At 44.5% G+C, this 15,776-nt stretch carries 17 protein-coding genes and 1 pseudogene; 9 read left to right on the top strand and 9 right to left on the bottom strand.

Going from position 1 to position 15,776, the window contains the following annotated elements; all coding sequences use genetic code 11:
• A partial coding sequence (locus A3735_RS02065; RefSeq protein ID WP_068637498.1) for an adenylosuccinate synthase occupies positions 1-978 on the top strand: 978 nt, incomplete at its 5' end.
• Between the two features lie 90 nt (positions 979-1,068).
• Here the strand turns inward: A3735_RS02065 and cmoB are convergent.
• The 7 genes from cmoB to A3735_RS02030 form a co-directional block, all read right to left on the bottom strand.
• Positions 1,069-2,055, bottom strand: coding sequence for a tRNA 5-methoxyuridine(34)/uridine 5-oxyacetic acid(34) synthase CmoB (cmoB, locus tag A3735_RS02060; RefSeq protein ID WP_068513437.1), 987 nt, complete (start codon positions 2,053-2,055; stop codon positions 1,069-1,071).
• Positions 2,056-2,063: 8 nt separating this feature from the next.
• A complete protein-coding gene (gene cmoA / locus A3735_RS02055; RefSeq protein ID WP_068513432.1) occupies positions 2,064-2,804 on the bottom strand; it encodes a carboxy-S-adenosyl-L-methionine synthase CmoA in 741 nt (246 codons plus the stop codon).
• Complete coding sequence (locus tag A3735_RS02050; protein WP_068513429.1) at positions 2,804-3,160, bottom strand: hypothetical protein; 357 nt, start codon at positions 3,158-3,160, stop codon at positions 2,804-2,806. The genes cmoA and A3735_RS02050 overlap by 1 nt, the downstream gene beginning before the upstream one ends.
• A 61-nt stretch (positions 3,161-3,221) precedes the next feature.
• Complete coding sequence (locus A3735_RS02045) at positions 3,222-4,217, bottom strand: serine/threonine protein kinase (RefSeq protein WP_068513426.1); 996 nt, start codon at positions 4,215-4,217, stop codon at positions 3,222-3,224.
• Positions 4,218-4,291: 74 nt separating this feature from the next.
• Positions 4,292-4,882, bottom strand: coding sequence for a sigma-70 family RNA polymerase sigma factor (locus tag A3735_RS02040; protein ID WP_082885771.1), 591 nt, complete (start codon positions 4,880-4,882; stop codon positions 4,292-4,294).
• A gap of 21 nt (positions 4,883-4,903) precedes the next feature.
• Positions 4,904-5,728, bottom strand: a complete 825-nt coding sequence (locus tag A3735_RS02035) for a mechanosensitive ion channel domain-containing protein (RefSeq protein WP_068513423.1) — start codon at positions 5,726-5,728, stop codon at positions 4,904-4,906.
• A 21-nt stretch (positions 5,729-5,749) separates the two neighbouring features.
• Entirely contained in the window at positions 5,750-5,992 is a 243-nt protein-coding gene (locus A3735_RS02030; protein WP_068513420.1) for a hypothetical protein, read from the bottom strand.
• A 159-nt stretch (positions 5,993-6,151) separates the two neighbouring features.
• Here A3735_RS02030 and A3735_RS02025 point away from each other — a divergent pair, with 159 nt between their 5' ends.
• The 4 genes from A3735_RS02025 (at position 6,152) to A3735_RS02010 (ending at position 10,863) form a co-directional block, all read left to right on the top strand.
• Positions 6,152-6,976: a mechanosensitive ion channel family protein gene (locus A3735_RS02025; RefSeq protein WP_068513417.1), complete on the top strand. Its 825-nt coding sequence runs from the start codon at positions 6,152-6,154 to the stop codon at positions 6,974-6,976.
• 59 nt (positions 6,977-7,035) lie between these two features.
• Entirely contained in the window at positions 7,036-8,145 is a 1,110-nt protein-coding gene (locus A3735_RS02020) for an OmpA family protein (protein WP_082865138.1), read from the top strand.
• A 338-nt stretch (positions 8,146-8,483) separates the two neighbouring features.
• Positions 8,484-9,593, top strand: coding sequence for an OmpA family protein (locus tag A3735_RS02015; RefSeq protein WP_068507820.1), 1,110 nt, complete (start codon positions 8,484-8,486; stop codon positions 9,591-9,593).
• Positions 9,594-9,732: 139 nt separating this feature from the next.
• Positions 9,733-10,863, top strand: coding sequence for an NAD(P)/FAD-dependent oxidoreductase (locus A3735_RS02010; RefSeq protein ID WP_068513414.1), 1,131 nt, complete (start codon positions 9,733-9,735; stop codon positions 10,861-10,863).
• 23 nt (positions 10,864-10,886) lie between these two features.
• Here A3735_RS02010 and A3735_RS02005 read toward each other — a convergent pair whose 3' ends face one another.
• A complete protein-coding gene (locus A3735_RS02005; RefSeq protein WP_156490357.1) occupies positions 10,887-11,387 on the bottom strand; it encodes a ComF family protein in 501 nt (166 codons plus the stop codon).
• 39 nt (positions 11,388-11,426) lie between these two features.
• A pseudogene (locus A3735_RS32450) lies at positions 11,427-11,651 on the bottom strand (double zinc ribbon domain-containing protein); the annotation flags it as partial.
• Between the two features lie 74 nt (positions 11,652-11,725).
• Between A3735_RS32450 and bioB the strand changes: the two are divergent.
• From bioB to bioC, 4 genes are all read left to right on the top strand, one after another.
• Positions 11,726-12,796, top strand: a complete 1,071-nt coding sequence (gene bioB / locus A3735_RS02000) for a biotin synthase BioB (RefSeq protein WP_068513447.1) — start codon at positions 11,726-11,728, stop codon at positions 12,794-12,796.
• A gap of 108 nt (positions 12,797-12,904) precedes the next feature.
• Positions 12,905-14,119 (top strand): 8-amino-7-oxononanoate synthase, encoded by a 1,215-nt coding sequence (bioF, locus tag A3735_RS01995; RefSeq protein WP_068553262.1) that lies wholly within the window; start codon positions 12,905-12,907, stop codon positions 14,117-14,119.
• Positions 14,112-14,879: an alpha/beta fold hydrolase gene (locus A3735_RS01990; protein WP_068511407.1), complete on the top strand. Its 768-nt coding sequence runs from the start codon at positions 14,112-14,114 to the stop codon at positions 14,877-14,879. The genes bioF and A3735_RS01990 overlap by 8 nt, the downstream gene beginning before the upstream one ends.
• Complete coding sequence (gene bioC / locus A3735_RS01985) at positions 14,876-15,667, top strand: malonyl-ACP O-methyltransferase BioC (RefSeq protein ID WP_068511408.1); 792 nt, start codon at positions 14,876-14,878, stop codon at positions 15,665-15,667. Before A3735_RS01990 ends, bioC begins: the two co-directional genes overlap by 4 nt.
• Positions 15,668-15,776 lie beyond the last annotated feature (109 nt).

The raw sequence follows: 15,776 nt of genomic DNA, 5'->3' as shown, positions 1-15,776 counted from the left end.
ATTTTGCCTTATCACGTTGCGCTTGATCAAGCGCGAGAGATAGCGAAAGGTGCTGATAAGATCGGTACGACTGGTCGCGGAATCGGCCCAGCGTATGAAGATAAAGTTTCTCGTCGAGGTCTAAGGTTAGGTGACTTGGTTGATGCAGAAAACTTTGCTAAAAAGCTTAAAGAAATTATGGAATACCACAACTTTGTATTGGAAAACTTCTACAAAGTTGAGCCTGTAGATTATCAAAAGACGCTTGATGATGTGCTTGAGATGGCGAAGGTTCTTTTACCGATGGCGGTTGATGTCACGGACGAGCTTCACGCATACCGTAAAGCGGGTGAGAATATCTTGTTTGAGGGTGCCCAGGGCTCCTTGCTAGATATTGACCACGGTACCTACCCATTTGTAACATCTTCAAATACGACCGCAGGTGGCACGGCGACCGGTAGTGGTTTCGGTCCTATGTACCTTGATTACGTACTGGGTATTACTAAAGCTTATACAACTCGAGTTGGTTCTGGTCCATTCCCAACAGAGTTGTTTAATGATCAAGGTCGTCATCTTGCCGAGAAAGGCCATGAGTTTGGTGCAACCACTGGTCGTCCACGTCGTTGTGGTTGGTTTGACGCGGTTGGTTTACGTCATGCTATTCAGATCAATTCGGTGTCTGGTATTTGTTTGACCAAACTTGATGTACTAGATGGTCTTGAAGAGATTCAGGTTTGTGTAGGTTATAAGACTAAAGCGGGTGAAGAATTAACACGCCCACCGCTTGATGGTCGAGGTTATGAAGATCTGGAACCTGTATTTGAGTCGCTACCTGGTTGGTCAGAAAGCACTTTAGGTGTGCAGAAACTAGAAGACCTTCCTGAAAATGCTCGAAGCTATATCAAGTACATTGAAGAGAAGATTGAAGCGCCTGTTGATATTATTTCAACCGGCCCTGATCGTGTTGAGACGATTGTGCTGAGACATCCTTTCGACTGATTTAGCTAATCAATACTTAAAAAGCCTGATTGCTTTATGCTTTCAGGCTTTTTTTATGAGCGAGTGTTTTGAGTTGAGAGTGACTACAAGCTATTTTTTATTTGCAATGAAAGTCGCACGCAAAGGGGCAGGGTAGCCTTCAAGCGTTTTGCTCTGGTCTGTTGGGTCTAGGAAGTCCTTTAAGGATTGGAACTTCATCCAGTCCGTGCTTCGCTGCTCTTCAGTTGAGGTGATGTTGCTCTCTACACAGCGAATATTAGTGAAACCGGCTCGCCTTAGCCATAAGCTCAGGGTTTCTTTAGTTGGTAGATACCAGACGTTTCGCATCATGGCGTAACGATCCTCTGGCATTAGACTATAGCCTAGCTCACCTTCACAAATGAGCGTTTCCAGCACCAGTTCGCCGCCCTGGCGCAAGGTCCCCTTGAGCTCCAATAGGTGATCGATAGGTGAGCGGCGATGGTAAAGCACGCCCATTGAGAAAGTTGTGTCAAAGGCCTCTAGCTGTGGTGTCACATCTTCCATTCGTACTGGGAGCAAATGGATGGGTGCTTGAGGGCCACAATATTTCTTTAGAGTCTCGAACTGTAGTAAGAATAAAAAGTTCGGGTCGATCCCAATAACATTTTGTGCGCCTTCGCCCAACATACGCCAGCAGTGATAACCAGAACCGCAGCCTACATCGAGTATAATCCGGTTTTTTAAGGGGGTGATGTGGTCTTTGATACGTTCCCATTTCCAGTCTGATCGCCACTCCGTATCGATATGAACGCCGAATAAGTCATAGGGTCCTTTTCGCCAGGGTATTAAACCTCTAAGTGCTTGTTCAAGCTGTTTAAACGTATCACTATTTAGGCCTTCCTTGCTGTCGGCACCAACACGTGAAGCATCTAGATTGACGATGTCGGAGTTTAAAACTGGCAGAGAATGATAGGCCTCCAACCAACGCTTTAAGTCACCATGAGGCTTTTCTTGAAGCTTATGTTTGAGTAGGGGGATTAAAGTCTCCAACCAGGGTTCGAGCTTGTTGCTGCGCATGAAAGCAAATAAGTCGTCATAGAGAGGGTAGAAATCCATCGTTATACCTAAGCTGCTTTAATCGCTATCAGCGACATAAAGTTGAAACATTGATACCAAAGGTGGGAGTGAGTAAACCCGGCCTCTTTCAAACGTGCTTGATGCGCTTCTAGGGTGTCTGGCATTAGTACCTTTTCAAGGGCGCTTCGCTTTTGGCTCACTTCCAGTTCACTATAGCCGTTTGCGCGTTTAAACAACCAGTGCAGTTCTTCTAGCTCGCTTTGCTCATTTTGATTGTCAAAACAGATCTTTTCGGAAAGAATTAGTACGCCACCCGGCTCCATTGCAGCATAGATATCTTTGAGGAGTTTTAAGCGCAATGCAGGGTCAACAAACTGCAGGGTGAAATTTAACGTCACGACTGAGCAAGGTTGAAACGCCAGCTCTGTGATATCCTTACACACAAGTTCAACGGGAGTTTCTTCGTTATCTATTTTGATATAGTGGTTGCAGCGATCAAGCATCGACTCTGAGTTATCGACGGCGATGAGTTGGCAACTTTTGTCTCTTAAGCCATGGCGCATAGCAAGTGTTGATGCACCTAGGGAACAACCCAGGTCATAACATGCTGAATCGTTCTGAGCGTAGCGCTCAGTGATGAGACCGATCATCGGAATTATCGTGGTGTAACCGGGAACCGAGCGACGGATCATGTCAGGGAAAACTCGGGCAACTGCTTCGTCAAACTTGAAGTCGCCTACGCTATCAAGCGCTTGAGAAAAAATAGTGTCAGGTTTTTGTTCAGTCATTACTTGCTTACCAGTTCTCCACAGCGTACACCGCGATTTTTATAATCGACTAACAAACCCTGCATGCCATCATTTTTATCTGACTGGATAAATAAATAGCCTTGATGACAAACGGCTGTTTGGTTTGAAGGTTTGTGAGAAAGTCGGTATTCGCCTTGATCAAGTTTTTCTATAAAAATAGCTTTATATTCAGCGACAGGGTAGTCATCTTTTTGTTTGTTATGCTGAATGAGCCCATTTTGTTCCAAAGTGAAAAAGGTTACGAAAACTGTTATGAAAATGGCGATGACAAGTGTCGACTTTTTTACCTTGTCTTGCTCTTCTATTTCTTGAACGTTTGGTGCTTGTTCGTTCATTGTTTGTTCCAGTAATAATCTTAGCGGCCTAGTTTATGCGATGCGTGACTGAAGACAAGTCTTAGTAAGCTTGGAGCTTCAGTGGTGGTTCATCCAAAATTGATAGCTGCTCTCTCAGCTCAAGTATATGTGATGACCAATAGCGCTCGGTATTGAACCAAGGAAAGTGCATTGGAAATGCAGGGTCGGTCCAGCGACGTGATAACCAGGCAGCATAATGCATCATACGCAAAGTACGTAGGGTCTCGATAAGTTTGAGCTGGCGCGTATCAAACTCGCAGAACTCTTCATAGCCTTCAACCAGCTCGATCATTTGCTGGGTTTGTTGATGCCGGTCTCCTGAAAGCATCAACCATAGATCCTGAATTGCAGGGCCATTCAGGCAATCATCAAAATCGACAAAGTGTGCTTGGTCTTCACGCCAAAGAATATTGCCAATGTGGCAGTCGCCGTGAAGTTTAATCGGGTTGAATGGGCAGCTCTTCCATATATGTTGCATCTTATCTATCAGGTCTTGGCTTAAGGTTTCGTATGCCGGTCGAAGCGATCTGGATAGAAAGTCGTTGTCTAGCAAGAACTGTCTGCTCTTGATCGCCCAGTTTTCGATGCAAAAGTTTTGACGGTGCTTAAAGGTTTCTGCGTTACTGACCTGGTGTATTCGGCCGATGTTACAACCGATTCGGTAGAGTGTGTCGGGTATTTCAATCTCGGGTGCATATCCGCCTTGGCGCTTAAATAATGCAAAACGGAAATCTTGGTAATCGTGAAGTGTGCTGCCATTTATTAGCATCGGTGGGACGACAGATATGTCGTTTTCTAGCAAGCTTCTGGTAAATTCATGCTCTTCAAGAATGGCTTCAGTCGTCCAGCGTTGGGGGCGATAAAACTTAGCGATAATAGGCGTGCCATCTTCAATTCCTACCTGATAGACCCTGTTCTCATATGAGTTAAGGCTAAGGATGCGAGAGTCGCTAAATAGCCCGATTGACTCGACTGCGTCGAGTACGAAGTCGGGTGTAAGTTGTGCGTAAGGATGTTCGTTATCAGGTGAACTCAAGGTGTCTTGTCTCTTAGAGAATCGTCTAGGTTAAATACCGCTATTGTAGCATGGGAGGCGGCTTAGTGGCGGACTTAGTGTTGATATGCTTTCATGTGCTCTTTCAGTGCTTCCTGAGCTCGATAAAGGCGCATCTTAGTAGCACTTAGTTTTAGGTCACAGACTTCGGCCACTTCTTCGATGCGTAATTCTGCTGTGTAACGTAGGGTTAGAATTTCTCGTTCTTTAGGTGCTAATAATTGCATTGCGCTATCGAGGTCGCGTTTTGTGGTGTTGATGGTGCTTGTTCTTTCTTGGCTTGGATCATCTGTTAACATTGCTTGCAGTTCTCGGGTGCGTTTACGCTTGTCTGCAGCACTCAAGCAGGTATTCGTGGCAATTCTAGCGATCCAGGTTTTAAAACTGGAGCGACCCTCGAATTTGACTAGCGAGTGGAAAACTTTAAGCATGACTTCCTGCGATACATCATCAGCATCATCACGATTTCCGAGCATCTTCAGGCAAATATGAAAGACCAGCTTTTCGTATTTTCGAATAAGCTTTTCGTATGCACAGGTACGATAGGGCAGCTCTTCCTGTGCTTGGGTGACCCACTCATTGTCAGGGTCATTATTGGCAGGAAGAGCTACATGGTTGTGCTTGGTTTCTACGCTATTAAGCGTCATGCTAGTAATTGGTAAGCAGAGTTATTGCGATAGAATCTCCACTTGAGAATCAATTAGTTTACTGTTGGGGATTGTGATTTTGCGGCCGTCTTCAGTTTCTATAATCAGCGCAGTAGAGCAGATCTCAATTACTTCACCAGAAACGTTATCAACCTTAATTTTGTTACCCGGAACATATAGTTCACGAGCATAAACGCCTGCAACGACATTTCCGGCAACATGTTTTGTGCCTAAACCGAGTGCAAGTGCAACTGCTCCTGCAGCAGAGAGCAAAAAGATAATAACAACCTGGTTTAGCAAATCGGTTTCAATCTCTAGTTGGTTGATCGCCAGTGACACTACAATGATAACAATTAGCGCATAAATAATTCCGCCAATTGTACGTTCATAACCTAGGTTAATGCTGGCAAGTGAGGCCTCAATGGCAGTTCGCACAAGTCCTGCAATGAATAAACCGATCAAGGTTAGAATAAGAGCGCTAATCACTTTTGGTATATACAGCACGAAGTGATCAATGGTGGCGGAGACTCTATCCAGGCCTAAAGCATCTGAAGCAGAGATGATAAATGTGAGAAATACAAGCCAGTAAATTATCTTAGATAGCAGTATTGACGGCCCTGAGCTCATGCCTGCTTTCTTCAGTGCAACATCAATGCCCGCTGTTTCGGCTAAGCGGTCAAGGCCGATTTTTGAAAATAGCTTTGCTATGGCTCCGGCTAGAAATTTAGCGACAAAGTATCCACCTATCAGTAGGCCTAGTGCGGTGAGTAGGCTAGGTAAGAATTCAGCGATCTTAGCCCATAGTATCATCGGATCGGCTAGGGTTTCTTTCATTGCTTCGAGCATTACTAACTCCTGATAGGTCGCTTAGGTCTGTTGGTCAGACTGATTGTTCTTGGGAGCAAGTTGGTCACTATTTTTAAGTGCCAAGTTTGCGAACATCGGGGCAAACAACTCAGCCATGGTTACCCATATTTTGACCAGCGCAAAGCTCATCGTGTCGTGTTGACTTGTTTGGGTGCGTGTCTTCTGGAGTACCGATTTTATGTTGTCAGATTTTGGTTTTTCATCGGATTTGAACAGTGCGTCAAGATCGTCGAGGTCATCCATAGTGTTGGTCTCAATTTGAATTGATGAAATTACAGAAATTATGACATAAGTCGATAAAAGAAAGTCACAAAATAAAATTAAAAAATAAATTGTGACTTTTGGCTTTCTTAGGAGTGTAATTTGATGGAATTAAAACTAAAAGGTATTAGGAGATAAATAATGGAACAGCAACTACAGGATATTTGGAAGCAGGTAGAAGAGCCCGTCATGCTTTATGGAGGGCAGGTAGTATTAGCGATACTGTCTTTAATTATTGGCTGGTGGATTGTTAACAGGATTTCGTCGCTGGTAAATAGTAGTCTGCATAAGAATATGCCAGATGAAACGTTGGCAAAATTCTTCTCAAGCGGTGTCGAAATAGTTTTAAAAGTATTGCTCGTAATTAGTGTTGCCTCAATGGTCGGAATTGAAACGACATCGTTTGTAGCTGTGCTTGGTGCTGCGAGTTTGGCAGTGGGCCTTGCCTTACAAGGGAGTCTTTCTAACTTTGCGGGTGGTGTCATGATTCTAATATTCCGCCCAATACAGGTGGGTGAATACATTAGTGCACAAGGCCATGAAGGAACCGTCAAGGATATCGGTATATTTGTAACAACCTTACTGACCTTGGATGAGCGTATTATAATCGTGCCAAACGGGCCCTTGGCCAATGGTTCCATTACTAATTATTCCCGTAACGAAACACGCGCTGTTGAGATCGCGATCGGTATTAGTTACTCTGACAATATAAGAGAAGCAAAAGAAGCAATGGAATTAGTGTTGCGAACCGATCAGCGGGTGCTTGATAATAAAAATAATTTGGTAGGCGTATCGAATTTAGGTGACAGTTCGGTTGATTTTCTGGTTCGTGCTTTTGTTCGCTCGGAAGACTACTGGAGCTTTTACTTTGACGCGAGACCGTTACTTAAGCAAGCTGTTGAAGAAGCTGGTGCAACAATACCTTTCCCTCAGCGCGATATTCATTTGCTCAAAGAAAGTGCCTAAATATAGTTACATATACGAATTAATAGTTTTAGATAAATGAGAGTTCTGGAGAACTGATTATGAAGAAGAATTTACTACTTGCGGGTGTCCTTGCTGCTGGCGTATCAACTGCAACTGTCGCTGACGAATATCCAAATTTTGAGGCATTTTTAGGGGGGGCTTTTTACCACCATGATGACGACCGCTCATTTGATGACGCATTTAGCCTGGAAGGTGGTATTGAACTTCCTGTAAACGAAGTGATGTCTCTTGAAGCATGGTTATCTGCTTATGAGGTTGAAGGGAAATATAGTGGTGCTGAGCTTGATGCAGAGCGCATCAATCCCGGTCTGTTGTTCCATTTGAAGCGTGGTGATGTGCGTCCATTTATTTCTGCTGGTTTCAGTCATTTAGAATATGAAACAGAGGGTGGCGATGACCACAGTGAGTCATTGATCAATTTAGGTGTGGGTGTTAAAAAGTACTATGACTCAAACTTGATTCTTCGAGCTGAAGTGCTTGCGATGAATAGCCTGGATAACGAAGTGCTGGATGTTGGTGCTCGCTTAGCTGTTGGTTATGCATTTGGTCGTGATGTCGCGCCAGCAATGATGGTGGAAGCACCTGTCATCACTCCTGTTAAGCAAGTGGTTCAGAAGCAAGAGCCTGCTCCCGTTAAAGAGGAAGTTAAGCCAGCGCCAGTTCAAAAGGTAGTGATCAAAGACTCTGACAAAGATGGCGTAGCGGACAACATCGATAAGTGCGCGGGTACTAATGCTGCGTTTAAGGTCGATGCGTCGGGATGTCCCGTCATGCTGACAGAAACTGTTTCTATCCAGATGGATGTCAAGTTCCCGTCAAATAGCTCTATACTTTCTAAGGATAACTACCCGGAAATCGAGAAAGTTGCCGAGTTTATGCAGCAGTTTGAGAAAACTGTTGTGACCGTAGAAGGGCACTCTGATGATCGCGGTAATGATGCATACAACAAAGCTTTATCGCAGCGTCGTGCAGATTCTGTAAGTAAGGTTTTGACTGATAAGTTTGGTTTGCCTGCTGCTCGTGTTAAGTCTGTAGGTTTTGGTGAGGAGCAGCCTATTGCTGATAATGCTACATCTGAAGGTAGAGCGGCTAACCGTCGTGTTGTAGCGGTAGTTGAATCAAGTATTAAGAAGGCTGCGACTAAATAAGCGCTTAATCAATATCGGCCTCATGGTTTGAAGGCCGATCTCTATCTTAAACCGCTCTGCACCGAAAAGTGCAGGGCGGTTTTTTGTGAGTGAGGGATAGTTTTAATTCTTCAGAAGGCGTTTTGAGTTAATATTTTTAGATCGAAGCGCTAACTGCCTAGCAAATGCGACAAAAGCGCATGGAATTGTATGAGATTCCTTGGTAAGTTTGCGCCTTAAAAGTAACGGGAATTGCATTAACAGTTAATCAGCGTCACCGAAGTTTGTACGAACGTATCAAGTTCTTTCCAATTATAATCTACGTGAGTTGTGGTGCGCGATTTAAGGATAGCCGAAACATGAACTTTAAAATCATACTTGCCTTATTGGCTTGCTTTTTAGCTCACCCCGTGAGTGCAGAATTTATTCGAGATGGTGAATTATATCTTGGTGCAGCAGGGTATTTGTTCGACTCAGATCGCAATCTTGAGGAAGGGCTTAGCTTTGAAGCTGGGTTTGAGCGACCATTAAGTAGTGACTTATCCTGGGACCTGTGGTTTTCCATGTATAACGCTGATGGCAAAAGGGGAGGTCCTGATAGCCGGACTAAACGTTTGTCTCCAGGCGTGCTCTATCACCTGAATGAGGGTAACACCCGAGCTTTCTTATCGGCGGGCATGGGCCATCAGAAGTTTGACTTGAAAAGTAGCAGCAAAGTAAAAGAAACTGCAATTCACTTGGGCTTAGGAGTAAAGGCCTATCAGGATACCAACTATATTTTTCGTGGTGAACTGTTAGCTTTGCATGGTGCCGATCATGAGCAAACAGACTTAGGTGTCAGAATGACTTTGGGTTATTCATTTGGTCGAGAGTTTATTCGAGAGGCTCCAGAGCCTGAACCAGAGCCAATTCCGGAACCAGAGCCGGAACCGGAGCCAGAGCCCGAACCAGAACCCGAACCAATACCGGAGCCTGAGCCTGAGCCTGAGCCAGAACCAACTGATGAAGATTTAGATGGTGTATTCGATGATACTGATTTGTGCCCTGGTACAAACCCATCATTCCGTGTAGATGAAACGGGTTGTGCCGTCATGTTGACCAAGCAGGTTGCAATTACCATGGATATTAAGTTTGCAGCGAAAAGTGATGAGTTAACGCTAGAATACTACCCGGAAGTTAAGAAGATCGCAGACTTTATGAAAGAAGTCGTATCAACGACTTTGACGGTGGAGGGACACACGGATTACCAAGGCAGTCGTCGGTACAATCTGAAGCTATCTCAACGTAGAGCTGAGTCTGTTAGGCGAGTATTGGTTGACGAGTTCGGCATCGCTGAAGAGCGAGTTGCCGCAAAAGGCTTCGGTGAGGAGCAGCCGATTGCAGACAACGAGACTGAAGATGGGCGCGCTAAAAATAGGCGAGTGGTCGCAGTGCTTGAGGCTCAGGTGACCAAAGAAGCATTGCGTTAAGTCAGCTCTAGTCTTTAGAGCAATAGTATGAGGGTCTACATGGGTCGAAGTTTCGGTCTTGTAGGCCTTTTTTGTTTAATGTAGGGTCATAGCTGCTCGCTAAAGGAGTTAAGAGAAGAATTGTGAGGCGCAAATAGCGATGGAACAGTTTAATGTGGATTGCCTGGTGATCGGAGCTGGAGTTGTTGGTTTAGCAATAGCGAGGCGAATAGCTCTTGAGGGTCGGGAAGTTTTGCTCGTCGATAAAGAATCCAGCATTGGCACGCAGACTTCTTCACGCAATAGTGAAGTGATCCATGCAGGAATATATTACCCAAAAGGTTCCTTAAAAGCTCAGCTATGCGTGGCTGGGAAAGAAATGTTATATGACTATTGTGCTAAGCATCACCTTCCTTTCAAAGCTTGTGGAAAATTGATTGTTGCGACAAGTGATGATCAGATAGCTCGTCTTCAGGAAATTAAAAACCAAGCTCAACTTAATGGTGTAGACGATCTTCGCTTCATCGGTTCTGTAGAACTTAATAAGCTAGAGCAAGCGATAGTGGGTAAAGCAGCCTTATTGTCGCCTTCGACAGGCGTTTTGGATAGTCATGCCTATATGCTTCAATTGCAGGCTGATCTTGAGGCAAACGGTGGTCAGTGCGTGTTTAACTCAGAGCTCCAGATAACCGGGCAGGATGAGGGTGGAGTTGAGCTTACTCTCAATGGCGGGGAGGCTCTGATAAGAACGAAGTGCTGCATCAACTCTGCAGGTCTAAATGCTCAGCCTCTTGTTAATGATTCTCCAGCCATTTCTATTGCCGAGTTACCGAAAGCTTTCTTTGCCAAAGGAAGTTACTTTGCTTATAGCGGCGCAGCTCCTTTTGATCATTTAGTCTATCCGGTTCCTGAGCCGGGAGGTCTGGGTGTTCATCTTACGCTTGATATGCAGGGAGCTGCTAAATTTGGCCCGGATGTTGAGTGGCTGGACGTGACTGATGTTGAGCACATTGACTATAAGGTGGACCCGAAAAAACGGGAGCAGTTTTACGCAGAGGTGAGTAAATATTGGCCTGAAGTAGAGCTCGATAAAATGCATGCTGATTACTCCGGTGTCCGGCCTAAAATTGTCCCTCCCGGAAACATGGCAGCTGACTTTTCCATACAAGGGCCTGCTGATCATGGTGTAGCAGGCTTAGTAAACTTACTTGGAATTGAGTCGCCAGGTTTAACATCTTCTTTGGCTATTGCAGAGTATATTTACTCTATTCTGAAGAAAGAAAAACTATAACATTACTCTTTATGGCTATTTGCCTAGCTGGCTTTTGGTGTTCTGGCCAGACTCCAGATATCAACGCGACTCGCCCCTTTATCAAGGAGTAATTGGCTACATATTTCGCTGGTCGCTTTTGTGGTCACGACGTCATCAACTAACACAATGTGTTTGTCTTTGACTACTTGAGGGTTATCTATAGTAAAACATCCTTTGAGGTTTATTAGTCGCTGAACTTTGTTAAGACTTTTTTGGTCGGCGCTCATCTTGGATTTAACTATCAACTTTGTATTTACGGCTAACTTTTGATGTTTCCCTAACAGTACTGCTAACGATTCGGCTTGATTGAATCCGCGCTCTTTGAGTTTATCCCTGTGCAATGGAATGGGAACGATAAAGTCTGGTTGGGGAAGGTCCTTATGGTAGAGCTCTAGGTAACGACAAAACTCGAGACCTAAGCTCTTCAGCCAATATTGTTCTCCAGATGATTTAACTCTATAAATGATGCTATTGATCGGGAAGGAATAGTTGAATGGCGCCACACATGTCTTGAACGGGGGAGGACTGCTAAGGCATTCTCCACAGATAAGCTCTTTACAACTCTCGCTATTCATTGGAAGCGAGCATTGCTTGCAGAATGTAACATTCCATTCCAAGTCCGCTAAGCAAGATTTGCAAATCGCTGATTTATTTAGAGTTATGGCGTCGCATAGTAAGCAAGGGGATTGAAAAATAATATCCAGAGCATGCCAGTTGTTAACCAAAAAATGAAATTTGGTTGACAACTTTTTGGTGAAGCTTATCATTACACTCATCCTTAAGCGTTGATGTATAAAGTTGACGCATGTTTTACCATGGTTTTGCACACGAGAACATACTTATGAGCGTACGACACGATTGGACTGCTGCCGAAGTTCAGGCTTTATTCGACTTGCCGTTTAATGATTTGATGTTTAAAGCGCAAGTTGTGCATAGAGACAATTTCGATCCCAACGAAGTTCAAGTGAGTACTTTGCTGTCGATCAAGACGGGTGCTTGCCCTGAGGATTGTAAATATTGCCCGCAGAGCGGACATTACAATACTGGCCTGGAAAAAGAGCGCTTGCTACAGGTTGAAAAAGTACTAGAGAAAGCCAAAGAAGCAAAAGCAAAAGGAAGTAGTCGTTTCTGCATGGGGGCCGCTTGGAAACACCCGAGTGATAAAGACCTACCTTATGTATTAGAAATGGTTAAAGGTGTTAAAGATATGGGGCTTGAGACCTGTATGACCTTGGGTAAATTAACCCAGGATCAGGCCGACCAGCTGGGCGATGCAGGCCTGGATTATTACAACCATAATTTGGATACCTCTCCCGAATATTACGATAAGATTATTACCACTAGAAGCTATCAGGATCGACTGGATACACTGTCTCATGTTCGTGACGCAGGTATGAAAGTCTGTAGTGGCGGCATCGTTGGTATGGGTGAAAAGGCAACTGATCGTGTAGGACTTTTTGTGCAGTTAGCAAACTTGCCAGTTCATCCTGAAAGTGTCCCCATCAATATGCTGGTTAAAGTGAAGGGAACGCCACTTGAAAACGTTGACGACTTGGATAAGTTTGAATTTATTCGTTGTATTGCTGTTGCACGTATCATGATGCCTAAGAGTCATGTGCGCCTATCTGCAGGGCGGGAAGCGATGTCAGATGAGATGCAGTCAATGGCATTTATGGCTGGAGCAAACTCAATTTTCTATGGTGAGTGCCTGTTGACTACTCCTAACCCTGAGTCTCATAAAGATATGCAATTGTTCAAGCGTTTGGGCTTACGCCCTGAACAGCGCATTGAAAAGTCTGATGCCGATCAGGAAGCTCAACTAAATAAGGCGATTGACGCAGAAGCTAATAAGCATTTGTTTTACGAAGCGGCTTCCCCAGCTGGAAATGAACAATCTCAATCACTTGTTTAATTTCTGATGGTTCGCAACGAGTGGTCTGCTTAATCAAATTAGGCCACTGATCCTTTCTTCTGAGTAGATAGGTTTTGTTAGCTGTATAAGCAGTAATTGGTTTAGTGTATGTCTATTTTTGAAGACCTTTGGCAGCAAGAGATTGACGCTCTAAAAGCTAAGAGTTTATTGCGTTCTCATCGCTTGCTAAGTTCGCCTCAGCAGATTGAACCGCTTGTTGATGGTCGTAAGCTTCTTTCCTTTTGTAGTAATGACTATCTAGGTTTAGCGAATCATACTGCGCTGAAGAAAGCAGCCAAATCCTGTATCGACAGGAGTGGTGTGGGCAGTGGCGCCTCGCATCTTGTCGTTGGGCATCATCAAGAACATGAAGCCTTAGAGTGCGAACTTGCAGAGTTTACCGGGCGTGATAAAGCGCTGGTTTTTTCTAGTGGCTATATGGCCAACTTGGCAGTGGTATCTACCCTGGTAGGAAAGGGCGACATTGTGCTGCAGGATAAGCTTAACCACGCCTCGCTTATAGATGGTGGCTTATTGAGTGGAGCTCGCTTTCAACGCTACTTACACAATGACGTTTCCAGCCTTAGTTCTCATTTAGATAAGCTCTCGACACGTAGTCAGCCGGTAGGTGTGAAACAAAGCAAGGCCTTAGTCGTCAGTGACGGCATATTCAGCATGGATGGAGATATCGCACCCCTGAAAGATATTGCAGCAACCTGCACTGCGCAAGGTGCCTTATTAATGGTTGATGACGCGCATGGCTTGGGTGTTATTGGTGAACAGGGAAAAGGCTCATGTAATGTATTTGGACTTGCTCAGAAAGACGTTCCTGTGTTGATGGGTACCTTTGGCAAAGCCTTTGGTACATCAGGTGCTTTTGTTGCTGGTTCAGAGCTTCTAATCGATTACCTGACTCAAGCGGCACGCCCTTATATTTATACAACAGCTATGCCACCGGCGATTGCGGCTGCAACACGAGCTAGTCTTGATCTGATTAAAAAAGCCGATCAGAAGCGAGCACATTTATCCTCTTTGATCACTTACTTTAGGCTTGAGGCACAAGCGCTAGGTTATTGTCTTGTTGAATCAAATAGTCCTATTCAGCCTTTGATTATCGGCAGTAGTGATGATGCTATCGCACTGTCAAACTTCCTGCTTAGTCAGGGCATACTGGTAACCGCTATTCGTCCTCCTACTGTTCCTGCTAATACCTCGCGCTTACGTGTGACCTTTAGTGCTGATCATGATCTAGCCCACGTTGAGCAACTGCTCGATGCCCTCAGTATGGCGATAGATTTAGGTATTGTGACACCAGATGTCTAAGCAAACTGTGCAACATATTGTGTTAGTGAATGGCTGGTCAGCGCCGACCTCGATGTGGGAAGACTTTTTTGCAGAAGGTTTTGACGGATATTCTATTGATGTCTTGAGTCTTGCTGGTCTGACATCCTTGGATGAATGTAGTCGAGCTATTGACGACTGTGTTCAGCCAGGAACGCTTGTTGCAGCTTGGTCTCTTGGTGGTCAGCTGGCTCTTAACTATTTGTCTAACTATAGTTCTGAAAAGTTACGTAAGGGATTTGTTGAAGGCGTGGCTCTTCTTCAATCGACCCCATGTTTCGTTAATCAGGATGGTTGGCCCTATGGCGTCACAACTGAAGACTTTGATTCGTTGCAGGGCTTGGTTGAGGCTGAAGAGTGGTCGCAGCTGGTTCGTCGTTTTTCCTTTTTACTGTTATCGGGAAGTCAGTACCGACACTTGGACAAAAAGTTCCTGCATTTAGTTTATACAGTGGAGTCGCTGCCGCCAAAATCTAGTTTAGAGTTTGGTTTAGGTTTACTGAAAAGCTTGGACTTAAGACAGTGCCTGGAAAATATATCAACTCCAATGTATTGGCTTCTAGGTAGTCATGACAGTCTAATCGCTCAAGACTTGGCAATCTATATCGAGAATCAAGTTGCTGAGAGTCCGGTAGCTAACGAATGTCGCGTAAAGGTAGTTAATGACATGGGGCATTTACCCTGTGCCAGGCATGCTATGGATATTAAAAAGCACTTGTTCTCGTTTTTGGAAACTCTATGACGATTGACTCGATAGAAAAATCCCAGATAGCCCGGTCTTTTGGTCGAGCTGCTGCCAGTTATGACTCAGTAGCGCATTTTCAACGTTGGACTGCTGATAGGCTCTTGAGTAAGATTTCCTTAAACGATTGCCGTCGAATGATTGACTTGGGCTGTGGTACCGGGTATTCGTCTGATAAGTTAAAGGAGAGATTTTCTTCCGCAGAGTATATGGGCGTTGATTTGTCGGTAGATATGCTCACTTATGCGCGTTCTCAGCATGCGGCTGATGGTCAGTTTTGGCTTGCTGGCGACGCCGAAAATTTACCAATAGCGTCCAGTAGCCATGACTTGGTTTTTTCCAGTTTAGCGATTCAATGGTGTGCCGACCTCCCAAAGATGTTTGCAGAAGTACAGCGAATATTAAAACCGGGTGGCATGTTTGCATTTTCTACCCTGATTGACGGTTCCTTGTTTGAATTAAAAGAAGCGTGGCACGAAGTTGATGAACTTCAGCATGTTAATGAGTTTGGTAGCTTTCAGGAGCATAAGCGGGCCTTGGATAATATAGCGTTTGATGTTCGCACCTTTAGTCAAGAGGCTAAAGTTCTTCGATACTCTTCAGTGCGGGAGTTAACTCGTGAGCTAAAAATGTTGGGAGCGCATAACATTACGGCTCATCGACCAACGGGAATGACAGGCAAGGCCAAGCTAAGAGACTTTGTTTCAGCTTATGAGGCGAAGCGTGTAGAAGGCGGTTATTTGCCCGCAACATATCAGGTTTTGTGGGGGGTATTGGTTAAAACGTAGTTTTAGCGTAGGTCTAGTAACTTAGCCTAGAAAACTGTAGCCAATAGACTGACTCAATATTAAAGAAATATAAGGTAATAGATGATGGCGAATGTATATTTTGTCGCGG

The sequence above is a fragment of the Oleiphilus sp. HI0061 genome, assembly GCF_001635675.1.
The sequence above is the reverse complement of the archived record's forward strand: the minus strand, read 5'-3'. Positions and strand labels throughout refer to the sequence as shown.